Annotated in this window: 19 protein-coding genes and 1 tRNA gene; 9 read left to right on the top strand and 11 right to left on the bottom strand. The window is 66.1% G+C overall.

The window, feature by feature from the left end; translation table 11 throughout:
• Positions 1 to 86 precede the first annotated feature (86 nt).
• A complete protein-coding gene (locus JW805_12080; GenBank protein MBN2972755.1) occupies positions 87 to 2,837 on the bottom strand; it encodes a TonB-dependent receptor in 2,751 nt (916 codons plus the stop codon).
• Positions 2,838 to 2,990: 153 nt separating this feature from the next.
• The gene (locus JW805_12075) at positions 2,991 to 4,193 is read right to left on the bottom strand and encodes a glycosyltransferase family 39 protein (protein MBN2972754.1); all 1,203 of its coding nucleotides are present in this window, start codon (positions 4,191 to 4,193) and stop codon (positions 2,991 to 2,993) included.
• A 130-nt stretch (positions 4,194 to 4,323) separates the two neighbouring features.
• Between JW805_12075 and JW805_12070 the strand changes: the two genes are divergently transcribed.
• From JW805_12070 to JW805_12045, 6 genes are all read left to right on the top strand, one after another.
• The gene (locus tag JW805_12070; GenBank protein MBN2972753.1) at positions 4,324 to 5,532 is read left to right on the top strand and encodes a PLP-dependent transferase; all 1,209 of its coding nucleotides are present in this window, start codon (positions 4,324 to 4,326) and stop codon (positions 5,530 to 5,532) included.
• Positions 5,533 to 5,546: 14 nt separating this feature from the next.
• Positions 5,547 to 5,945 (top strand): Co2+/Mg2+ efflux protein ApaG, encoded by a 399-nt coding sequence (gene apaG / locus JW805_12065; protein ID MBN2972752.1) that lies wholly within the window; start codon positions 5,547 to 5,549, stop codon positions 5,943 to 5,945.
• Between the two features lie 114 nt (positions 5,946 to 6,059).
• Positions 6,060 to 6,848: a LysR family transcriptional regulator gene (locus JW805_12060; GenBank protein ID MBN2972751.1), complete on the top strand. Its 789-nt coding sequence runs from the start codon at positions 6,060 to 6,062 to the stop codon at positions 6,846 to 6,848.
• The gene (locus JW805_12055; protein MBN2972750.1) at positions 6,845 to 7,384 is read left to right on the top strand and encodes a GNAT family N-acetyltransferase; all 540 of its coding nucleotides are present in this window, start codon (positions 6,845 to 6,847) and stop codon (positions 7,382 to 7,384) included. The genes JW805_12060 and JW805_12055 overlap by 4 nt, the downstream gene beginning before the upstream one ends.
• Entirely contained in the window at positions 7,381 to 7,632 is a 252-nt protein-coding gene (locus JW805_12050) for a hypothetical protein (protein MBN2972749.1), read from the top strand. The genes JW805_12055 and JW805_12050 overlap by 4 nt, the downstream gene beginning before the upstream one ends.
• Positions 7,633 to 7,826: 194 nt before the next feature.
• Positions 7,827 to 8,660, top strand: a complete 834-nt coding sequence (locus tag JW805_12045) for a TIGR00266 family protein (GenBank protein ID MBN2972748.1) — start codon at positions 7,827 to 7,829, stop codon at positions 8,658 to 8,660.
• Here JW805_12045 and JW805_12040 read toward each other — a convergent pair.
• The 3 genes from JW805_12040 to JW805_12030 form a co-directional block, all read right to left on the bottom strand.
• Positions 8,643 to 9,818, bottom strand: coding sequence for a hypothetical protein (locus tag JW805_12040; protein MBN2972747.1), 1,176 nt, complete (start codon positions 9,816 to 9,818; stop codon positions 8,643 to 8,645). The two genes, JW805_12045 and JW805_12040, sit on opposite strands and share 18 nt — an antisense overlap.
• 194 nt (positions 9,819 to 10,012) lie before the next feature.
• Positions 10,013 to 11,989 (bottom strand): DNA topoisomerase IV subunit B, encoded by a 1,977-nt coding sequence (gene parE, locus JW805_12035; GenBank protein ID MBN2972746.1) that lies wholly within the window; start codon positions 11,987 to 11,989, stop codon positions 10,013 to 10,015.
• Positions 11,990 to 12,225: 236 nt separating this feature from the next.
• Complete coding sequence (locus JW805_12030; protein MBN2972745.1) at positions 12,226 to 12,849, bottom strand: DNA-3-methyladenine glycosylase 2 family protein; 624 nt, start codon at positions 12,847 to 12,849, stop codon at positions 12,226 to 12,228.
• A gap of 72 nt (positions 12,850 to 12,921) precedes the next feature.
• Here JW805_12030 and JW805_12025 point away from each other — a divergent pair, with 72 nt between their 5' ends.
• Together JW805_12025 and JW805_12020 are read left to right on the top strand one after the other, a co-directional pair.
• Positions 12,922 to 13,239, top strand: a complete 318-nt coding sequence (locus JW805_12025) for a 2Fe-2S iron-sulfur cluster binding domain-containing protein (protein MBN2972744.1) — start codon at positions 12,922 to 12,924, stop codon at positions 13,237 to 13,239.
• A gap of 309 nt (positions 13,240 to 13,548) precedes the next feature.
• Positions 13,549 to 14,481, top strand: coding sequence for a hypothetical protein (locus tag JW805_12020; GenBank protein MBN2972743.1), 933 nt, complete (start codon positions 13,549 to 13,551; stop codon positions 14,479 to 14,481).
• A 16-nt stretch (positions 14,482 to 14,497) separates the two neighbouring features.
• On the opposite strand, the gene JW805_12015 is transcribed toward JW805_12020, so the two are convergent.
• Positions 14,498 to 15,250 carry a Crp/Fnr family transcriptional regulator gene (locus JW805_12015; protein MBN2972742.1) on the bottom strand — a complete coding sequence of 251 codons (753 nt, stop codon included), beginning with the start codon at positions 15,248 to 15,250 and terminating at the stop codon, positions 14,498 to 14,500.
• A 249-nt stretch (positions 15,251 to 15,499) separates the two neighbouring features.
• Between JW805_12015 and JW805_12010 the strand changes: the two genes are divergently transcribed.
• On the top strand, positions 15,500 to 16,780 hold the full coding sequence (locus tag JW805_12010) for a DUF418 domain-containing protein (protein MBN2972741.1): 1,281 nt from the start codon (positions 15,500 to 15,502) through the stop codon (positions 16,778 to 16,780).
• A gap of 193 nt (positions 16,781 to 16,973) precedes the next feature.
• Here the strand turns inward: JW805_12010 and nusG are convergent, their stop codons facing one another.
• The 5 genes from nusG to JW805_11985 form a co-directional block, all read right to left on the bottom strand.
• Positions 16,974 to 17,510 carry a transcription termination/antitermination factor NusG gene (gene nusG, locus JW805_12005; GenBank protein MBN2972740.1) on the bottom strand — a complete coding sequence of 179 codons (537 nt, stop codon included), beginning with the start codon at positions 17,508 to 17,510 and terminating at the stop codon, positions 16,974 to 16,976.
• 14 nt (positions 17,511 to 17,524) lie between these two features.
• Complete coding sequence (secE, locus tag JW805_12000) at positions 17,525 to 17,722, bottom strand: preprotein translocase subunit SecE (protein ID MBN2972739.1); 198 nt, start codon at positions 17,720 to 17,722, stop codon at positions 17,525 to 17,527.
• Between the two features lie 360 nt (positions 17,723 to 18,082).
• Positions 18,083 to 18,331 (bottom strand): hypothetical protein, encoded by a 249-nt coding sequence (locus JW805_11995; protein MBN2972738.1) that lies wholly within the window; start codon positions 18,329 to 18,331, stop codon positions 18,083 to 18,085.
• A 101-nt stretch (positions 18,332 to 18,432) separates the two neighbouring features.
• A tRNA-Trp gene (locus tag JW805_11990) sits at positions 18,433 to 18,509 on the bottom strand.
• A gap of 55 nt (positions 18,510 to 18,564) precedes the next feature.
• Positions 18,565 to 20,925, bottom strand: coding sequence for an EAL domain-containing protein (locus JW805_11985; protein ID MBN2972737.1), 2,361 nt, complete (start codon positions 20,923 to 20,925; stop codon positions 18,565 to 18,567).
• Between the last annotated feature and the right edge of the window lie 13 nt (positions 20,926 to 20,938).

The raw sequence follows: 20,938 nt of genomic DNA, 5'->3' as shown, positions 1-20,938 counted from the left end.
GGGATCAATTCTGGCTGACCTGTCGAAAAGAGCCGAGGGATCAGCCAGAATTTATATCCGCCGTCGCGGGAATGACGAAATAGAGATCAGAACCGGAACCGCACGCCGCCGTAGAAGCGCCGGCCATACGTCTCCAGCAACGTCCGGCGATAGACGCTGTTGGCATTCTCCGCGCGGGTCGCGTCGGTCAGGTTCACGCCCTCCGCGAAGATCGAGACCTTGTCGGTCAGGTTGACGCTGGCCGACGCGTCGAGCTGGCCGAACGCTTCGCCGAATTCCGGATTATTGCCGCGGCCGATCGCGGTGATCAGATAGTTCGACCGCCAGTTGTACGACCCGCGCAGGCTGAACACGCTGTCTTCATAATAGGCCGACAGATTGTAGCTGTGCCGCGACAGGCCGGGGAAGGGCAGCGCCCCGCCGGTGAAGAAATCGCGGCCGGCGTATCCGCTGTCCTTCGAATATGTGTAGTTGGCGATGACGCCCATATGCCGGAGCACCGGCACGTTGACGAAATCGAACGCGACCTGCGCACCGACTTCGGCACCGTTGATCGTCACGCGCTGCGCGCCGTTGACCGGCAGGGTGATGGCGTAGGTCACGCCGTCGACCACTTCGGGCTGCGTCCGGTTTTCGATGAACGAGCTGATTTCCTTGCGGAAATAGGTGGCCGACAGGAAGCTGGTGCGGTTGATGTAATATTCGAAGCCGGCGTCATACTGGCGTGCACGGAACGGCTGCAGTTCCGGGTTGCCGCGCGAACCGGTCAGGCCGACGACGTCGATCGAGAAACGCGGTGCCAGCTGCTGCGGGGTCGGGCGCGCGATGACTTCGGTCGCCGATCCGCGGAACAGCAGCGTGTCGCGGATCAGGTCGGCGCGGACGTTCAGCGATGGCAGGAATTCGGTGCCTTCGCCGCGGAACTGCACCGGCGCGGTCACGCCCGTCTGGGTGCGATAGCCGTCGGCGATGGTACGCGTGTTGACGACGCGCGCGCCGATCGTGCCGCTGACGGGCACACCCAGGTCGAACTTGAACGATCCCTGGACATATCCGGCGATATTCCGCTCGGTGACCTTCCAGGTGTTGAGCAGGGTCGGCGTACCGAACGGATTGGGCAGGCCGATCGCGTCGACGAAGGCGTAGCCCGGCTGCAGCCAGCCGCGGATGCCGCCGTCGTAGCCGAGCGTCCCGGTCTTGAAGAACGGCGTGTCGTCCAGCGTCATCAGCCCGGCGACCTGCTGCACCCGGCCGAGCAGCGACGGGGTGGTGAACGCGTCGATCGTCGTGGTCGCATTGAACTCGCGGCTGTCGGCGGTGCCGTTGCGGACCTGGTAGCCCGCCTTCAGCGATGTCAGCCAGGGCGTGGCGTTGCGATATTCGACATCGCCCTTCGTCGCGAGTTCGGTCTGGACGTTGATGACGGGGCGATATTGCGCGGTCACGCTGTTGATGCCGACGGTCGTCGTCGGGTCCATCGGCAGCGTGATGTTCGGCGCCTGCTGGCCGTTGGTATAATCGACGATCACGCGGCCGATGCCGATCGCGTCGGCCGTGGCGTTGATGTAATTATTGTCGATCTTCGCGCGGGTATAGGACGTCAGCGTGTTGATCTTCCAGTCGCCGACTTCGTAATCGACGCCGACCGCGGCATTCCACTGGGTGCGATCGATCTGGCCCAGGATGTTGCGGTGCGCGACCTGCAGGCGGTTGGCCCGGGTGGCGGCCGGATTGTCGACGAACTCGACGTGGCTGACCGTGTCGTCCGGCCCGATCCGTGTATTGGCACGGTCGAGCGTTGCGCCCGCGGTGGTGACCTGCAGGAATTGCGAGTTCACGTCCTGGTCGCCGCGCGCGTAGTTGCCCTGGACGAACGCCTTCAGCCCATCCTGCGGTCCCCATTCGACGACGCCGTTGAAGGCGTAGCGCTTCGTGTCGAGGCGATTGACGATATAGCGCGGGATGTCGGGGAAGAAGTCGCCGCGCCCGTTGTTGTCGAGGTCGAGCGCCTGAAGCCCCGCAAGCGCCGGATTGCCGTCGATCTGACGCCAGCCGGTGGTGCGGGCCTCATGGCTTTCCACGCGGCGCCGTTCGTAGGTGCCCGACAGCAGCACGCCCAGCGTGTCGTTGAAGAACTTCTTCGATCCGATCAGCGCGAACTTCGGGTCCAGCGTCTTGCCGAGTTCGGTGTAGATGCCCTGCGCGGACCCTGCGAGGAAGCTGTTGTCCTTGCTGTCGAACGGGCGTCGCGTGATGACGCGCACGGTGCCGCCCAGACCCCCTTCGGTCATGTCCGGCGTCACCGACTTCACGACTTCCAGCCGGTTGACGAACTCGACCGGCAAGTCGCGGAAATCGACGTCGCGCTGGCCGGCGGTGGTCGACAGCGCGGTGATGCCGTTGACTTCGACGCGGTTCAGATTGGCATCCGCGCCGCGGATGGTGATGCCCGAGCCTTCGCCGTTGGTGCGGGTCAGCTGGACGCCGGTGACACGCTGCAGCGCCTCGCCGATGTTCTTGTCGGGGAAGCGGCCGATGTCCTCGGCCGAGATCGCATCGAGCACCTGCGCCGCGTCCCGCTTGGCGCTCAGCGCATTCTGCAACGAATTGCGGATGCCGGTGACGACGATTTCGTTCGCGCCGGTATCGTCGGTCGCCTCGGCCGGGCTGGGATTGGTGACCGGAGTCTGTGCCGGCGGTCGGTCGGCCTGGACAGGCGCGGGCAGCTGGCCCGGCGCCGGCTGGGTCTGGGCCAGCGCGGCCCCCGCAGTCAGCATCATCGACAGGGCCACGCTCGACACGGTTGCCCGCGCCACGACAGCTACGCTCGCCTTCATCACAACATCCTCTCAAGCCACGCGAAAGTCCCCGTTCGCGGGCGAATAACCGTTACCCCTCTATCGATCCGATTAGAGGGTTCCGGCGGAGAGGTCCAGAAAATATCGCATTGTGAATTTCATTCCCAGATATCGGGACTTTGCCAACCCGGGTCAGCGCCAGCTGTCGAACCACATCCAGCGGGTGAATGCCTGGGCGTCGGGCAGCGGCAAGGCGGCGATGATCGGATAGAAATAGATGAACAGGGTGCATGCGATCACGGCGAACCACCAGCGCGCGCGCGGTCGCCCCGCAAGGTGGAACGCCGCCGCCAGGGCCAAGCAGACGAAGATGCCGCTGAGGTGGTAGTAATAATAGAAGCCGAGGCTTTTGGGGATGACCGCCCAAATGCCCAGGCTGGCGGTCCACAGCAGTGCAACGCCCGCCGCCGCGCGAGTGCCGGTGCGGAACCAGTGCACCGCCAGCCACGCCACCGCGACCAGCCCGCCCCACATGATCGCCGGATTGCCAAGATACAGGATGCCGCGCACCGCCCCGTCGACCGGTTCGTAGAGATACCAGATCGGCCGCACCTCGAACGGCCAGCTGACCCAGCTCGATTGGTAGGGATGGGGGCTCAGCACCTGCGTCTGCTGCGCGTACATCTCGCGCTGCAGCGGGATCAGCCGCGCCAGCGTCACCGCGCCCTCGCGATACTGGAAGGCTGGCCAGAAGATCGCGAAATAGGCGGCGACACTCGCCCCGCCGAGCAGCGCGAGCGCCCGCACCCGCCCGAGCCCCGGCCACGCCGCCGGCATCTTTTCGCGGACGGCGAGGAAGGCGACGGCGGCGAAGGCGATGTAGGGCGCAGCAGTCCATTTTACTCCGGTCGCGAGACCGAGCAGCACGGCGCCGAGTATCCATCGACGCGTCACCGTCTCGCGCGGAGCCCGCATCGCCCACAGCAGCGCCGCGATTCCCAAGGTGACGAACGCGCCCAGAAACGGCTCCAGCATCGCGATCCGCGCGTGGACGAACAGCGTCATGTTCACCCCCGCGAACAGGGCGCCATAGCTTGCCGTTGCGACCGACCCGAACAGCAGGAACAGGATCGCGAAGACGCCGAGGACGGTTGCCGTGCCTGCGACCGTCGACATCGCCCGCCAGCCAAGCGACGTGTCGCCGAACAGATCCATCCCGGTCGCGATGATCGTCTTGCCGAGCAGCGGGTGTTCGGTGTTCGTCGGCCGCTCGCGGGCGGCCAGTACGCGTGCGGCGGGGACATAATGGACCTCGTCGAACACTAAAGTGGACGGACGGGTCACGCCGATCGAGAAGAGCAGCTGCGCCGCGATTCCGATCAGCAGCGCAGCCATTATCGGCTGTTGAGCGCGTGTCTTCACATCCATGTCGGTCCCCCGGCCTGCCCCCGGCTTGCCCGACCGCGCCGGTCCGAACAACCCTCGGTGTTGACGCTCGGGCGTCTGTGCCTCCAAAGCGGGTTTCATGAAGCGGCGAACCGGACAGGACCCCAGCATCACGCGCCACTGGCGCCCCGCGACTCAGGCCGTTCGCGGCGGCACCGCGCGCAGCGAATTCGGCGAGACGAGCGAGGCGCTGTTCCTCACGTCGGGCTATGCTTACGATTGTGCGGGCGACGCCGCGGCGCGCTTTGCCGGCGAGCAGGCGGGTATGACCTATTCGCGGTTGCAGAACCCGACGGTCGAAATGCTCGAACACCGCATCGCCCTGCTGGAGGGGGCCGAGGCGTGCCGGACGATGGCCAGCGGCATGGCGGCGATGACCGCGGCGCTGCTCTGCCAGCTGTCGGCGGGCGATCATCTGGTCGGCGGGCGCGCGGCGTTCGGATCGTGCCGCTGGCTGACCGATACGCTGCTGCCGAAGTTCGGGATCGAAACGACGATCGTCGACGCCCGCGACACACAGGCCTTCGTCGACGCGAGCAAGCCCAACACCAAGGTCTGGTTCTTCGAAACGCCGGCCAACCCGACGATGGACGTCGTCGATTTGGCGGCCGTCTGCGGCCTGGCGCGTGATCGCGGCATCACCACGGTCGTCGACAATGCGTTTGCGACGCCCGCGCTCCAGCGCCCGATGGCGTTCGGTGCCGACGTTACCGCCTATTCCGCGACCAAGATGATGGACGGGCAGGGCCGCGTGCTGGCAGGCGCGGTCTGCGGGACCGAGGATTTTATCACCAACACGCTGTTGCCCTTCACCCGCAACACCGGCCCGACGCTCAGCGCCTTCAATGCCTGGGTGGTGCTGAAGGGGCTGGAGACGCTCGACCTGCGCATCCGTCGTCAGAGCGAATCCGCGCTCAAGGTCGCGGCGTTCTTGGAAGGGCGCGTACCGCAGGTCCTCTTCCCCGGGCTGCCGAGCCACCCCCAGCATGATCTCGCCATGTCCCAGATGGCGATGGCCGGCTGCATCTTCGCGATCAAACTGGATGGCGGGCGCGCCCAGGCCCATGCGCTGCTCGACGCGCTCCAGTTGATCGATATCTCGAACAACATCGGCGATTCGCGTTCGCTGATGACGCATCCGGCCTCGACCACCCATTCGGGCGTCGCCGAGGACAAGCGCATCGAAATGGGCGTGACCGAAGGCATGCTTCGCCTGAACGTTGGCCTCGAAGATCCCGACGACCTGATCGACGACCTCGACCAGGCGCTCAAGGCGGCCGGGCTGTGAGCGAGGGCGGCATGATGGACGCGCTGTTCACCCATGCCGCCGATACCGACGGCGTGGGCGTCCGCGTCTCGGTCAGCTACCTCGCCGACCAGTCGGAGCCGGGCCGCGGCCGCTGGTTCTGGGCCTATCATATCCGTATCGAAAACGGCTCCGACCGCACCATTCAGCTGCTGACCCGCCATTGGATCATCACCGACGGCCGCGGTGCGCGCCATTCGGTGGAGGGTGAGGGCGTCGTCGGCGAGCAACCCGTCATCGCGCCGGGGGCGAGCTATGATTATGTCTCGGGCTGCCCGCTGTCGACGCCGACGGGCGCGATGCAGGGCAGTTACCGGATGGTCGATGACGAGGGGCGGACGTTCGACGTGGCGATCCCGAAATTCGCGCTGGCCGCGCCGGCGGTGGGGGCGTGAGCGTGATGACCTCACCCTCCCCCTTCCGGCGCTACGCGCCTCCCTCCCTCTCCCAATGGGAGAGGGTCGGGGCCCGCCCGGCGCAGCCGGGTGGGAAGGGTGAGGCTGACTGAGATGAAACGCACCCACCTTCCCCTCAACGGTCTGCGCGTCCTCGACGCCGCCGCGCGGCATTTGTCGTTCACCCGCGCCGCCGACGAGCTCGCCGTGACGCCCGCCGCGGTCGGCCAGCAGATTCGCGCACTGGAGGAAACGCTCGGCACCGTCCTGTTCCGCCGCACGACCAAAGGCCTGGAGCTGACCCCCGAAGGCGAAGCCGGCCTCGCCGCGCTGCGCTCGGGCTTCCTTCAGTTCGAGGAATCGGTTCGCGCGATGCAGGCCGGCCAGTCGTCGAAGGTGCTGACCATCGCCGCCCCGCGCGACCTGACCGCCAAATGGCTGATGCCGCGGCTCGCCACGCTCGCCGGCGCCGACCCCGATTTGCGCTTCGCGATCGTCGCGGATGAGGAGATCGACTTCACCCAGGCGAACCTCGACCTCGCCGTCCGCTGGGGCACCGGCCCGGGTGAGCATGAAGGCGAGGCACTGGAAAGCGACGGCATGGTCGTCGTGGCCGCACCCGGTGGTGGTGCCGATACCGCCATCGCCTGGCCCGGTTGCCAAGGGGAGGATGCCGCCGCGCTCGTTCGCGTCGGTGACGCCGGCCTCGCGATCGACGCCGCTGCCGCCGGGCTTGGCCGGGCCTGCGTGCCCGAATTGCTTGCGCGCGGCGATATCGCGAGCGGCCGCGTCGTGGTGGTCGGCGAACCGCGTGCCTCGGCCAACGGCTATTGGCTCGTCGCGCCGCTGCCGCAATGGCGACAGAAGAAGGTGAAAGCGCTGGTCGACGCGCTTGCCGCATGACCGAGGCGCCGTTCCGCAACGCGCGGTTCGCGAGCGCGCGGCTCGACATGCGCCCGCTGGCGATCGATGACGCGGACTGGCTGTTCGAGGGCTATGGCGACGCCGATCTGATGCGCTGGTGGTCCAGCGCGCCGCACACTACCCTCGAGGAAACCCGCGCGTATCTGGCGCCGCGGGTCACCAAATCCGACTGGCGCGGCTGGGCGATGGTCGATCGCGCGACGGGTACGCCGATCGGGACGCTCGCCGCCGGAGAGAGGCGGCCCGGGGTTGCGGAAATCGGCTATCTGCTCGTCCGCCGCCACTGGGGCGCCGGCTATGCGCGCGAAGCCGTCGCGCGGCTGATCGAGGTCCTGTTCGACGAAGGCCACCGCCGCATCATGGCCGACACCGATCCCGATAACGCTGCGTCCAACGCGCTTCTCACGCGGCTGGGCTTCACCTGCGAAGGGCGGCTGCGCGCGGAATGGGAAACGCACATCGGCGTCCGCGACAGCTTCATCTGGGGCCTGTTGCGCGCGGAATGGCCGCGATGAGCGAACTACCCGACCCGCGGTCGCAGGACTATGAGGTCGCGCTCGCCCACGCGGTCCTCGGCCCCCATCGTCTGGGCCTGGTCCTTGCCGCGCTGGGCGTGGTAATTGCCGTCGTCCGCGGCACCGTCCTGCCCGGCATCCCGCGCGTTGTGCCCGTCCTGTTCATTGCGCTGGCGCTGGGGCTGATGGTGATCGGCACGATCCGCCGCATCGCGATGCAGGTGCGGCACATGCGAAACCAGCGCTGATCAAGACTAAGCTCTCGATCGTCATTCCCGCGAAGGCGGGAATCACTTCTGGCTGGCCCAGATGAGACCCAGCAGCTTCAACGTCTATGTATTTTCGCCTTCGCAGGAATGACGGTGGATAGGGTAGTGCCGGTTGCGCGGAAGTTAGCCGTGTCCTATCTCCCTGATACACTATTTGACAGGACACCGCCCTCATGACCGCCCCCAGCCCCTGGTCGCACCACAAGCGCGCAGGCCTTGCCGACGACATCGATTTCGAGATCAAGGGCCAGGAGCTTCAGTTCGTCGAGATCGAGCTCGATCCGGGCGAAAGTGCCGTGGCGGAGGCCGGGTCGCTCGTCTGGAAAGATGCGCCCGTCGAGATGACGACCGTCTTTGGCGACGGTTCGGGCGGCGAGGGCAGTGGATTCATGGGGAAGCTGCTGGGCGCCGGCAAGCGGCTGGTGACCGGTGAGTCGCTGTTCACCACGGTCTTCACCCATCACGGCAGCGGCAAGGCGCGCGTCGCCTTCGCCTCGCCCACGCCCGGCGCGATCGTGCCGCTGAAGCTCGACACGGTCGGCGGCACATTGATCTGCCAGAAGGACAGCTTTCTGTGCGCGGCCAAGGGCGTGACGATGGGCGTGCATTTCCAGCAGCGCATCATGACCGGCCTGTTCGGCGGCGAAGGCTTCATCATGCAGCGGCTGTCGGGCGACGGCTGGGTGTTCGTCCAGTTCGGCGGTGCGATCATCGAGCGCGAATTGCGCGCGGGCGAGGAACTTCACGTCGATACCGGCTGTCTCGCGGCCTATACCCCCAGCGTTGACTTTGACCTGGTCCGCGTCGGCGGTGTGAAGAGCATGATCGTTGGCGGCGAAGGCGCGTTCTTCGCGCGCCTGCGTGGGCCGGGCAAGGTCTGGGTCCAGTCGCTCCCCTTCAGCCGCCTGGCCGGGCGCATGCTGGCCGCCGCCGGATCGCGCGGCGGGCAGAACCGGGGCGAGGGGAGCGTGCTGGGCGGGTTCGGCGACTTAATCAGCGGGAACTGAGGGCTCGGTCCCCGCCGCGCCAGTCCTGGGCGACGTATCCGTCGAGGCACTGGTCTTGGGATCGGCCGTGAGATCCAGGACCTCAAGGCGCGGCACTCCGCTGCGCTGGCGAATGTTGCTTCCCAATGCGGCGCCACTCCAGGGGGACGTCAACGTATACCGTTCAACCCGCCGCATCCCGTTCATGTCCGAAGGGACGTTCAAAGGGGCGTAGCGTCGGCGTGCGATCGTTTCCAAGACCGGCTTGACCCATACGGGGTTGAGTTTGCCGCTCTCGCGCAGCACTTCAACATCCTTCACTCGGCCATCGGCAGCGATCAGGAAGGTAGCGTCGATCCACTGATCGTCGAAGAATGCGTCCGGCTGCGATCCGACACGAGACGGGTCGAAAAAGGTCCCGAAATCTTTCATTAGCGGCGCATAAAGCAGCACCGCCTGCGAAGGCTTGTTCTTCGCGTAAGCTGCCGCGATCGCGTCGATCCCACGCATGTCGCCCTTCTGCGCATCCAGGCGAGCATCGATCAACCGCGCCGCGTCACGAAAGCCGGACAGTTCGGGTTCGGTCGTCGCCAGCAGCGCTGCAGCCGACTTCTTGGCCTCACGAAAGTTCGCATCGCTCGCGCCATAACGAGTCGCTGGATGTAGAGAGTTCGCGGGCAAACCGGCCAGCCCTGCTTCGACTAGCAGAATGCGCAGCATTGCCGTGCCCTTTACGCCCGGGCGCTTCAGCTTGTCGGCCTGATCGACGACAAGCCGGTACCGGGCGAGGCCCATGTCGATCCTGCCTTGCTTCATGAAGGCGTCGCCGATCTGCAGGCGTTGGAGGAGCACGCGATCGTCGGCATGGTCCAAGCCGGCCTTCAGCGCATCGACCGCCTGCAGCTGACCGCTTTTCATCCAGCGGTCTTCCCCCAGATGCGCCGAAATGCGCGCATCGGCACGCCAGATGTTGGCGACGGCGACCGGATATTCCTTCGCCCGCCGGTCGACCCGACCGATCGTGCCATGCAGCGTGTGCCGTGCCTCTTTGTAGTCGCCCTCGACGAACTGGTTCTCGGCATGCGCAAGCGCGGCGGCCACTTCCTCATCGGGCGGGCAGTTTCGTGCGATGCAGGCATCCAGTGCCTTCTTCGTCGCGTCGAGCCGCTTGGCCGTCACGACGACGGTCTTCGTGTCCTGATCCGGCATGTCCTGCGCGGCGGAGACGCTCAAGGCCGCAAGCATCACGAAGACGTTCATCGATCGACTCCCACTTTCCGATGAAAATCAATGTACGCTAAGCTCGAAGGTTCACAAGCGGATAGGTCCAGACTGACCTTATATCCGGATGCCGGTCGATCCGATGATGCCCATCATGCGTCGATCGCGTCTTCCTCCAGCCGTGCCGCATTTTCCTGGATGAAGGCGAAGCGGTGGGCCGGATTATTGCCCATCAGTCGGTCGACCAGATCCTTCACGCCCGCGCGCTCCTCATATTCCTGGGGCAGGGTGATGCGGATAAGGCTGCGGGTCTTGGGGTCCATCGTCGTTTCGCGCAGCTGCGCCGGGTTCATCTCGCCCAGCCCCTTGAAGCGCGCGACGTCGACCTTCTTGCCGCGGAACTCCTTGGCTTCGATCTGCGCGCGATGGGCATCGTCGCGGGCGTAGAGCGACTTGGCGCCGGCCGTCAGGCGGTAGAGCGGGGGTTGCGCAAGGTAGAGATGCCCGCGCCGCACCAGTTCGGGCATCTCCTGAAAGAAGAAGGTCATCAGCAGAGTCGCGATATGCGCGCCGTCGACGTCGGCGTCGGTCATGATGACGATGCGTTCGTAGCGCAGGTTATCGGGCAGGCAGTCCTTGCGCGTGCCGCAGCCCAAGGCCTGAATTAGGTCCGCGATTTCCTGGTTCGCGAGGATCTTGGCGCTGGTGGCGCTCGCCACGTTCAGGATCTTGCCGCGGATCGGCAGGATCGCCTGCGTCTTGCGGTCGCGCGCCTGCTTCGCCGAGCCGCCGGCGGAGTCGCCCTCGACGATGAACAGCTCGGTGCCCTCCGGGCTGTCGGCGGCGCAGTCGGTCAGCTTGCCGGGTAGGCGGAGTTTCCGCCCCGATGTCGCGGTCTTGCGCTTGACCTCGCGTTCCTGCTTGCGGCGCAGGCGATCGTCCATCCGCTCGAGCACATAGCCGAGCAGCGCCTTGCCGCGCTCCATATTGTCGCTGAGGAAATGGTCGAAATGGTCGCGCATGGCGCGTTCGACCAGGCCGGTTGCTTCGGGCGAGGTCAGCCGGTCCTTGGTCTGGCTCTGGAACTGTGGCTCGCGGATGAAGACGCTGAGCATCAGCTCGCTGCCGACCATGACATCGTCGGCGGTCAGGTCCTTGGCCTTCTTGTTGCCGACCAGCTCGCCGAACGCGCGCATGCCGCGGGTCAGCGCCTGGCGCAGACCCTGTTCGTGGGTGCCGCCGTCGGGGGTCGGGATGGTGTTGCAGTACCAGCTATACGATCCGTCCGACCAGAGCGGCCAGGCGACCGCCCACTCTACGCGACCCTGCGCGTCGGGAAAGTCCTGCGATCCCGAAAAGAACCCTGCGGTCGCGCATTCGCGCGTACCCAGCTGCTCCTTCAGGTGATCGGCGAGCCCCCCCGGAAACTGGAAGGTCGCCTCCGCCGGCGTATCGTCGCTGATGGCCTCGGGCGCGCACTTCCAGCGGATCTCGACGCCCGCGAACAGATACGCTTTCGAGCGCACCAGTTTGTACAGCCGCGCGGGCTTGAACATCAGGTCGCCAAAAATCTCCTCGTCCGGCGTGAAGGCGACGGTCGTGCCCCGGCGATTGGGCGTGCCGCCGAGATGTTCGAGCGGCCCCAGCGTCTGCCCCTTGGCGAAGCGCTGGCGGAACAGCTCGCGGTTGCGCGCGACCTCGACGACCGTATCCTTCGACAGCGCATTGACCACGCTGATGCCGACCCCGTGCAGGCCGCCCGACGTGGCATAGGCCTTGCCGGTGAACTTGCCGCCGGAGTGGAGCGTCGACAGGATCACCTCCAGCGCCGACTTGTCCGGGAACTTCGGATGCGGATCGACCGGAATGCCGCGGCCGTTGTCGCTGATCGTCAGGCGGTTGCCCTCGCCCAGCGTCACTTCGATCCGCGTGGCGTGGCCCGCCACCGCCTCGTCCATCGCGTTGTCGAGCACTTCGGCCGCCAGATGATGCAGCGCCCGCTCGTCGGTGCCGCCGATGTACATGCCTGGGCGACGGCGCACGGGCTCCAGGCCTTCGAGGACCTCGATCGAGGAAGCGTCGTAGTCGGTTGGCGGTGCGGACTTGGCTGCGAAGAGGTCGGAGGACATGGCGAGAACGTATAGCGGACGGCCGGGGCTTGCGCCAGCAAGCCGCGGACTCGTCCCGTCGGGCAGCGGGGGCGCGTAGCGGGCCCGTCTGACGGCGTGGCGACCCGCGCTTTCCGGAACGGACTGCAAAAACTCCCTCTCGGGACGCCACGCCGTCGGACGAAGCGGCTTGCGCCGCACCGCCGGCCGCCGTGGCGTGTCGGCGGTTTGCTAGCGCAATCCGAAGCCGCCCCCTCCTATATCACCTGCATATCCGCCCGGTAATGATGCCACGTCATGATCGCCGCCGCCCCGCGATGCGGCCGCCAGCTTTCCGCCAGGTCGCGCGTCAGCTTTTCGGACGGCCGCGCGTCGAGCCCCAGGATCCGCCCGACCTCGATCTGCACCGCCAGATCGCCCGCCGGCCAGATGTCCGGCCGCCCCTCCGCGAACAGCAGGTAGATTTCGGCCGACCACCGCCCGATGCCCTTCACCCGCACCAATTGCGCGATCGCTTCCTCATCGTCCGCGGGCAGGTTGGCGAGATCCAGCCGTCCGCTCGTCACCTCTTCGGCCAGGCTCTTGGCATAGCCCGTCTTCTGCCGGGAAAAGCCGACGCTGCGGAAGGTCTCGTCCGGCACGCCTGCGATCGTCGTCGGGTCGGTCAGGTCGCCAAGCGCCGCCGACAGCTTGGTCCATACCGACTGCGCCGCCGCGACCGACACCTGCTGGCCGATGATCGTGCGCAGCAGCGTCGCATAGCCGCGATCGCTGGAGCGCACCGGTGGATAGCCCACCCGCTTCAGCGCTGCGGCAAAGCCGGGTTCGATCGCGGCCAGCGCATCGAGCGACGTCTTCAACTGGTCTTCACTCAGGCCCATCGGGTCGCAATCCTTGAAATGGCCGCGCGGTCGCGGCATGGCGCGGGGGTAACGCAAAAGGACCGCGACACGATGCCAACATTGATCGTCACCACCCGCGACGGCACCGAACGCGCGGTCGAGGGGCAGGCCGGCCTGTCCGTCATGGAAGTCATTCGTGACAATGGGTTCGACGAGCTCCTGGCGCTGTGCGGCGGTTGCTGTTCGTGTGCCACGTGCCACGTCCATGTCGACCCGGATTTTGCCGACAAACTGCCGCCGATGAGCGAGGACGAGGACGATCTGCTCGGCGCGGCGAGCGAGCGCGACGACACGTCGCGCCTGTCGTGCCAATTGCCGTTCAGCGAAGCGCTGGATGGTCTCAGAGTAAGGATTGCAGCGGAAGACTAACGCGCCAGCGCCAATTCCCGCGCGACGTTCGCCAAAAGCGCGAGCTCGGTCGGCGGTGCGCAGCGACCGGCCGACGGCGTGGCTCCGCCACGCCGCTGATAAAAGCTTTCCCACGCATTCGTGCCGAACCTGTCGAAGCACCGTTTGCCGCGCCGCGAAGGCTGTAGGCGGCGATGCAAACTTTGGCAGCGCCGTGGGCAAAGCCCGCGGCGTCGATCGAGGCTTAGCCCCGCCGGCCGTGCTGCGAACGTCTCGAAAATAGCGTCGCTATCTTCGCGCGCGCTTGCAATGTAGGAAATTTCCTATCACATGTTGCGCATGGCCAAATGGATCACCCGCAATCAGGCGCTCCAGAACCGCGCCTTCCTCGCCGACCTCGAACAGACCGGCAATGTTCGCGAAACCTATCGCAGGCTGGACATCCACCGCGGCACCATGACGAAGCGTCGGGCTCGCGATCCGGGCTTTGCCGCCCGGTGGGATGCAGCACTCGCCGTTGCTCATGCCCGCCTGGCCCAGACAATGGACGCCTTGGCCACGGCTGACCGGCCGGTCCGCCTGATGCGCACCACGAAGGGGCAACTTCAGATGCGCCGGCAGCGCCCCGGGCGACTGACCCGCGCCGGCGAACAGGCGTTCCTCTTTGCGCTCAGCGCCTGCGCGAACGTTCGCCTTGCTGCGGCGGCGGCCGGATTTTCCCATTCCGCCTTCTATCACCGGGCAAAGACCTGCCCCGCCTTCAAGCGTGAAATGCGGCTTGCGCTCGAACTCGGCTACGAACGCCTGGAAATGGCGCTGCTTGCCGAAAGCTGTCCGGACAGTGCGGAGTACGATGCCTGGCGGTCAAATGCGCCGCCGCCGATCCCGCCAATGACCGCGGACCAGGCGCTCAGCCTGTTGAAGATGCATTATCGCACGACGCAATTGTGGGAGGAGGCGCCCTATATGAAGCGCCGTCGGGGCGAGACGAGCGAGGCGTGGAGTCATCGCCGCGCTGCCGACTATCTCGCCGAACGCCGTCGACAGGACGATCAGGCAAAAGTGGCTCGCGCCGCCTATGAGGCGTTCCAGGGCCCGCCCTCGCGCTTCGAACCGCCGCCGCCGTGGCTGCCCGATCTCGCCCAGTTGACCGACTGGAGCAGCAGCACATCGCGGTCCGGGACGACCGTTCCCGATGTCCGAGCGATCGACGATCGGCTACGCGCCGCCAAATCCGGCGGTTGGGATCGGCACGAAGACTGACAAGGGGCGATCAGGCTCAGAAGGCGTTGGCCGCCTCTCGTTCCAGCCGCCGCGCATCTTTTGACTGCCACGGCGCGAGATAGCGGTCGTTCCATTGTGCCAGCGTCGTCAGTTCCTGTGGCTGCAGGATCCGGAGATGGCCGTTTGCGAATTCGATATAGCCGAAGGACCGCAGTTTCTGCAGCGTGCGATTGGTGTGGACGCCGGTCAGGCCCACGGCATCGCCCAGCTGTTCCTGGGTAATCGGCACCTCGCACGCGCCGTCGTGGTAGAGTTCCGCGGCGCGCGCGCGTGCGTGGAGCTCGCAGAGCATTCGCGCGATCGCTTGCAGGGCGTCCCCCGACGACAACAGCCACTGCCGCAGGATCGCCTCGTCGATCAGCTTCGCGCGCCACAGCGCCTTGCCGATCAGCGGCACGCGCGCGACCAGCGCCTCCATCTCGGCGATCGGAATTGCCGCCATCTCGCAATCGGTGATCGCGACGATGGCATGGTCCATCGCCGCCCCCGCAACGGCGTGGATTCCGCAGAAATCGCCCCGCAACATGAAGCCGGTGATGCGACGCGAACCGTCCGCGCGAAGGCCATATCGTGCCGCCCACCCCGATACGATCACATAGACGAAATCAGGTTCGCGCAGCCGTGGCAGAATATCGCGGTGTCGCGATACCTGCGTGCGCTGCGCACTCAGCGACCGCACTGCGCGCTCATCATCGGCCGTCAGCTCGATCAGGCTGCGGAGTTTGTGGATGAGCACGTCATGGGCCATGATGCCAGTAAACCCAAATTTACGCGGGGTGCGTTGCCCCGGGTTAATTACCACCAAATCGACACGTATTTTTCGTCTATGGCAAGCCACGTTTCCTGCGGTGCGGGAAACGGGAAATTGTTAGCGACACAGTCGATTAACTCTCGCTAGCGTAGACGATATCCCGAGTAAGTTGCTCGATTTTCGGACAATCGCGTCGGCAGTTGGTCCGGCCCGATCCGAGCATTCGACCGACTTCGCGGAGAGTATATGCGTCCCCAGGATAGTCGAATTGCCGCGCTCGACGTGCTGCGGGGCGTCGCCATCTGCGGCATCCTGCTGATGACGATCTGCAAGATGGGCGGTGTGACCGCGTATCCGGTCGATCGTTTTCCCCCGGCGCTTGATGCGCAGTGGATCGGCTGGGGTCTGCAAACCCTGCTTGTCGACGGCACGATGCGCGGCCTCTTCACCATCCTGTTCGGCGCCAGCATGGTGCTGATGCTGCGCGGTGCGGACGAATCCGCCGCGGGGGCGGGGGTGATCGACGTGTGGGCGCGGCGGTGTCTCGCGCTGATGGCGTTTGGCATCGTCGAATGGCTCGTGTTCCTGTGGCCGGGCGAAATCCTGTGGACCTACGGCATCAGCGGGTTCGCGCTGCTCGCCTTTCGTCGAGCGCGATCGATGGTGCTCGCGCTCGTTGCCGGCGTGCTGCTGACCGGGCTGTCGGTCAATGCAGGCTATCGCACCTGGGGCGTGGTCGCGCAGGCGCAGGCGGGACGCGCCGACCTCGCCGCCGGTCGCGTGGAGACGCAAGCCGCACAGGCCGCACGGATCGCCAGCGATCGCGTTCGACCGACGGAACAGGCCCGGGCAGCGGCGATTGAGCAGCGCACCCATTGGCTGTCGCTTCTGCGCTGGAGCGAACGGTTCTGGCTCGACGAGAATATCAGCGGAACCGGTTGGCTGGAGGTCGCGGAAAGCGTCGCCTTCATGATGATCGGCATCATAGTGTTCCGCCTGGGCGTCCTGACCGGCACCGCCCCGCCACCGACCTGGTGGCGTCTGATGGCCATCGGATATGGTCTGGGCCTGCCGTTGCGCGCAGTGGCGGTATGGTGCGGGGCGACGAGCGGGCTCGATATCGGATCTTCGGCTGTTTCACCCGCGCTGTGGGCGCTGTCCGATGCCCTGTTCCAGCCTGCGCGACTTCTGGTGACGCTCGGTCATGTCGGCGCGATCGTCGCCATGCTGCGTGCCGGCTGGTTCGGGCAAGTCGAAACGCTGCGTTCGCTGGGGCGGATGACGCTTAGCGTCTATGCGCTCCAGGCAATCCTCGGCTCGCTGATCTTCTATGCGGGGGGACTGGTCGGTCGCTTCGCGCTTCCCGGCCTATGGGGGGTGGCGGCGGCGATCTGGGTCGCGACCGCGATATTCTGTCGCTGGTGGCTCGCGCGGTACGAGATGGGGCCGGCGGAGGCGGTACTGCGCGGGGTGTCGCGCGGTGCCTGGGCCTGGCCGGTACGACGGCGGGTAAAGGCCACGGACTAGCCTCGTCTGTCAACGCCGCCCGTGCGTCGGCCTGGTGCCGGAGCACGGGATCGGTCCGTGGTGCGCCATTATCGTCAGCGCGGCGCTGTGGGCGAAGCCCGCGTCGTCGGTCGAGGGCTTTGCCCCCGCCGACCGACGCTCGACCGCCTCGTGGATTAGCGCGCGTTCATCCGCATGCGGCCACAAGCGTTGCTTACTTCGAGCGCTCGACCTGCTCGAATTCCAGTTCGACCGGCGTCGCGCGGCCGAAGATCGACACGGCGACCTTGACCTTGCCCTTGTCGAAGTCGAGTTCCTCGACCAGACCGTTGAAGGTCGCGAACGGGCCGTCGAGCACCTTGACCGAATCGCCGATCTCGTAGTCGACCTTGACCTGCTGCTTGGGCGCGGCGGCGGCTTCTTCCTTGGTGTTCAGGATGCGCGCGGCCTCGGCCTCGCTGATCGGCTGCGGCTTGCCCGAGCTGCCCAGGAAGCCGGTCACCTTCGGCGTGTTCTTGACGAGGTGATAGACGTCGTCGTTCATCGCCAGCTTGGCGAGGACGTAGCCGGGGAAGAACTTGCGTTCCGACTGGACCTTCTTGCCGCGGCGGACTTCGGTCACCTGCTCGGTCGGCACTTCGACTGCCTCGACCAGCTGGGCCAGGCCCATGCGCTCGGCGTCGGCCAGGATCTGGTCGCGAACCTTGTTCTCGAAACCCGAATAGGCGTGGATGATGTACCAGCGCGCCATGTACTGAATGCCCCTTACTTCGCCAGGCTGAGCAGGAAGTCGACGATCGTGCGGAACACGCTGTCGACGCCGAGGAAGAACAGCGCGAGGATCGTCGTCATGATCATGACCATGACGCCCGTCATCCAGGTTTCCTTAGGCGTCGGCCAAGCGATCTTCTTCCGCTCTGCTTCGACCTGACGCATGAATTCCAGGGGAGTCGTCTTCGCCACCGGTTCGGCCTCGCTTCGAAATCATCTTGTCCGGCGGACATGGGCTCTCTGCCCGGTCCCGTGAAGGGGCTCGGTGCGGATTATCCAGACTGTCGGATTGATAGGGGCGATACCGCCCTTGTCCGCGCAACGCAAGCACTCGCGCAACGGATGCGCTCGCCCGATGCGTGTCGCGGGTAACGCCCGGTGCGGCCTGCCACGGCGACGCAAGCACTCGCACAACGGATGCACCTGCCCGATGCGTGTCGCCGGATCACGCCTGGTGCCGGCTACCGCGCAAGCGAGCCCGCGCGGCAGAGAGACACGAAAAAGGGCCGGACGTTTCCGACCGGCCCCAATTCGTTCGCCAGAGGCGTCGGATCAGTTGCTGTCCGAATCCGAAGCGACGGCGATGATGCCGGCGACGACGGCGGCGCCCGCGACCAGTGCGATGATCAGGCCGGTGCCGGCCAGCGCCTTCGACTTGCCGGCCTTCGCCGACACGCGCGCGTCTGCCGGAACGGCCTTTGCGAGCGACAGCTTGGCCGCCGGGTTGACGGTCGACTGCGCCAGAACCGGCGTGGCAACCATGCTGAGCGCCGTGGCGCCGATGAGTAGCTTGCGAATCATTATCAAGTTCCTTCTATCCGCCGACAGTCTATCAGACCGCAGTCTAATTGCCAGATCAAAGCGATCCGGTTTTTCCAGACGCCCATCGATATCGCGGCGAATGGCAGGGGCGCTCGGATTCGAACCGAGGGCCTTCGGTTTTGGAGACCGACGCTCTAACCAGCTGAGCTACGCCCCTGTATCCGGCGCCGTCTAGCGACGCCGGGCGCGCGCCGCAATGCGAAATCGCATCATCATGCAGCGCGAACTCGCTCGCTGCACTGATCGGTCAGCGCCCGCGCCTCTTCAACAGGGAGCGGTCGACCGAAGTAATAGCCTTGAACCTTAGAGCATCCGAGCTCCTGTGTCAAGAAATGTTCTTCTTCTGTTTCGACTCCCTCGGCTGTCGTCGTCATGCCGAGCGACTGGGCGAGCGCCACGACCGCGCGAATGATCGCGATGGCTTCCTTAACCCCCTTCGACGCGCCCTGGACGAAGCTGCGATCGATCTTGATCGTCGAGAAGCGGGTTCGGCTGAGATAGCCGAGCGAGGAATAGCCGGTACCGAAATCGTCGAGGCTGAGGCGGATGCCGAGGTCGAGCAGTCGCTCGAGCGTCTGGGTCGCGCCGGTGCCTTCGCGCATGAACACGCTTTCGGTCACTTCGAGCTCGAGCCGGTCGGCGGACAGTCCGGACGTCGCCAGCGCATTGGCGACGACCGCAACGAAGCCGGGATTGTGCAGCTGTTCGGCCGACACGTTGACCGCGACGCGGGCATAGCTGTTCCATCGCGCAGCCTCGTGGCAGGCGGTGCGCAGGACCCATTCGCCGATCGGCGCGATCAGTCGCGCATCTTCGGCCAGCGGCACGAATTTTGCCGGGCTGATCGGCCCCAGTTCGGCATGCGTCCAGCGCAGCAGTGCCTCGAACCCGGTCAGCGATCCGCTCCGCGCATCGACGACCGGCTGGTACATCAGATGAAGCTCGTTCTTCTCGAGCGCACTGCGCAACGCCATTTCGAGCACGCGGCGCTCTTCGGCCTGCAGGTGCAACTGCGGCTCATAGGCGTGGAATACCCCACCGCCGGCGTCCTTCGAGCGATAGAGCGCAAGATCGGCCGAGCGGATCAGCATTTCCGGCGTGCGCCCGTCGCGCGGGCCGATCGCGACACCGACCGAGGCACCGATGAAGAGCGTGTGCTGATCGACCTCGTAAGGCTGCGACAGCGTCGTGATGATGGTGTGGGCAAGACGCTCGACGGCAGCCGTGTCGGTCGCATCGCGGACGACGACCGCGAACTCGTCGCCGCCCAGCCGGCCGATGATCTCATTGGTGGTGACGAGGGTCCGCAAGCGGTCCGAAACCCGGCCGAGCAGGCGATCGCCGATCGGGTGGCCCAGCGTATCGTTCACCGCCTTGAACCGATCGAGATCGATCATCATGAAGCCGCAGCGCGAGCCCCATTTCTCGGCCTCCTGCATCGCCTGGCCCAAAGTCTCGTTGATCAGCAGGCGGTTGGGCAGCCCGGTCAACGTGTCATACCGTGCCATACGGTTGATCTTGTCGGCCGAGGCGCGCTGCTCGGTCACGTCGGAGCCGACGCCGCGGAAGCCGATGAAGCCGCGGTCCTCGTGCATCCGCGGGCTGGCCGACATTTCCCACCAGCGTTCGTGCCCGTCGACATAGACCGGCAGCAACAGATCGCGGAACGGCTCGCGCGCCTTCAGCTTGTCGGCCAGCTCGCGCAGGCCGGCGGCGAAATTGCCGTTTTCCCAGGTCGGGCCGGCCAGCACCTCCAGAAAGCTGCGGCCGTTGATGGTCGCCGGATCGACGCCGATCGAGCGGGCGAACCGCGGCGAGGCGCGCACGACGCGGCGCTGGGCGTCGATTTCCCAGAGCCAGTCGGCGTTGCTCTCCTCCGCCGTCTCGCGCAGCAGCAGGCTGACCGTCTCGTCGCGTTCGGCGAGCGCGATCTCATTCGCGCGCATCACCACCAGCGCCCGGCCCCGGGCAAAACAGCCGACGACCAGCAGGGCGGTGAAGACCGCCGTCGTCCCGGCCACGCTCGACATGTCGTGCAGGACGAAATTTGCGGTCGTCGCGCTGCCCAAAATACCCAGGAACAAGAGCGTCGCGAGGGGGAGCGCAGCCATCGCGATCGAGGCCGATGCCATCAGCACCACGATGACCCCATAGAGCGCGAGGAGCGCGAGCCCGTCGGCGTGCGAACCGAACAGCAGCGGCGCCACGGCCCAGACGGTGCCGAGCGCGATACCATCGACGAAGGTTCCCCGCACATCGGACAGCGTTGCGCTACTGTCGGTCCTGTTTCGGGCACTCAAACGCCGAAAGGTCACCCCGACCGATGCCGCCGCGACCAGCGCGTCCCAGGCGATCAGCCACCACGCCGGGACATGCGGCGCGAATGCCAGCGTGACCAGCGCTGCGCCGATCACGTTCGCCGCAAGCATGAGCAGCGCGAGTTGTGACCCCGCATTGACCTGCGCGGCGCGGATCGGCGCCCAATCGGTCGCGTCGGCCGGATCATAGAGGCCGAGAAGCGCCCGTGCGTCGATGCGCGGCGCGGCGAATTGAGAGGTCGAAGTACGCGTCACGCGGGGGACTTTA

The organism is Roseomonas aeriglobus, from assembly GCA_016937575.1.
GTDB lineage: Bacteria > Pseudomonadota > Alphaproteobacteria > Sphingomonadales > Sphingomonadaceae > Sphingomonas > Sphingomonas aerigloba.
Note: the sequence above shows the minus strand (reverse complement) of the source record. Positions and strands in the feature narration are given on the sequence as shown.

Bases quoted from the DNA above. Each gene is read 5' to 3' on its own strand.
- JW805_12025 (MBN2972744.1), top strand. From the start codon at position 12,922: ATGCCAACATTGATCGTCACCACCCGCGACGGCACCGAACGCGCGGTC.
- JW805_11995 (MBN2972738.1), bottom strand. From the start codon at position 18,331: ATGATTCGCAAGCTACTCATCGGCGCCACGGCGCTCAGCATGGTTGCC.
- JW805_12045 (MBN2972748.1), top strand. From the start codon at position 7,827: ATGACCGCCCCCAGCCCCTGGTCGCACCACAAGCGCGCAGGCCTTGCC.
- parE (MBN2972746.1), bottom strand. From the start codon at position 11,989: ATGTCCTCCGACCTCTTCGCAGCCAAGTCCGCACCGCCAACCGACTAC.
- JW805_12030 (MBN2972745.1), bottom strand. From the start codon at position 12,849: ATGGGCCTGAGTGAAGACCAGTTGAAGACGTCGCTCGATGCGCTGGCC.
- JW805_12050 (MBN2972749.1), top strand. From the start codon at position 7,381: ATGAGCGAACTACCCGACCCGCGGTCGCAGGACTATGAGGTCGCGCTC.
- JW805_12010 (MBN2972741.1), top strand. From the start codon at position 15,500: ATGCGTCCCCAGGATAGTCGAATTGCCGCGCTCGACGTGCTGCGGGGC.
- JW805_12075 (MBN2972754.1), bottom strand. From the start codon at position 4,193: ATGGCTGCGCTGCTGATCGGAATCGCGGCGCAGCTGCTCTTCTCGATC.
- apaG (MBN2972752.1), top strand. From the start codon at position 5,547: ATGGACGCGCTGTTCACCCATGCCGCCGATACCGACGGCGTGGGCGTC.
- JW805_12020 (MBN2972743.1), top strand. From the start codon at position 13,549: ATGTTGCGCATGGCCAAATGGATCACCCGCAATCAGGCGCTCCAGAAC.
- JW805_12015 (MBN2972742.1), bottom strand. From the start codon at position 15,250: ATGGCCCATGACGTGCTCATCCACAAACTCCGCAGCCTGATCGAGCTG.
- nusG (MBN2972740.1), bottom strand. From the start codon at position 17,510: ATGGCGCGCTGGTACATCATCCACGCCTATTCGGGTTTCGAGAACAAG.
- JW805_12055 (MBN2972750.1), top strand. From the start codon at position 6,845: ATGACCGAGGCGCCGTTCCGCAACGCGCGGTTCGCGAGCGCGCGGCTC.
- JW805_12070 (MBN2972753.1), top strand. From the start codon at position 4,324: ATGAAGCGGCGAACCGGACAGGACCCCAGCATCACGCGCCACTGGCGC.
- JW805_12060 (MBN2972751.1), top strand. From the start codon at position 6,060: ATGAAACGCACCCACCTTCCCCTCAACGGTCTGCGCGTCCTCGACGCC.
- JW805_12080 (MBN2972755.1), bottom strand. From the start codon at position 2,837: ATGAAGGCGAGCGTAGCTGTCGTGGCGCGGGCAACCGTGTCGAGCGTG.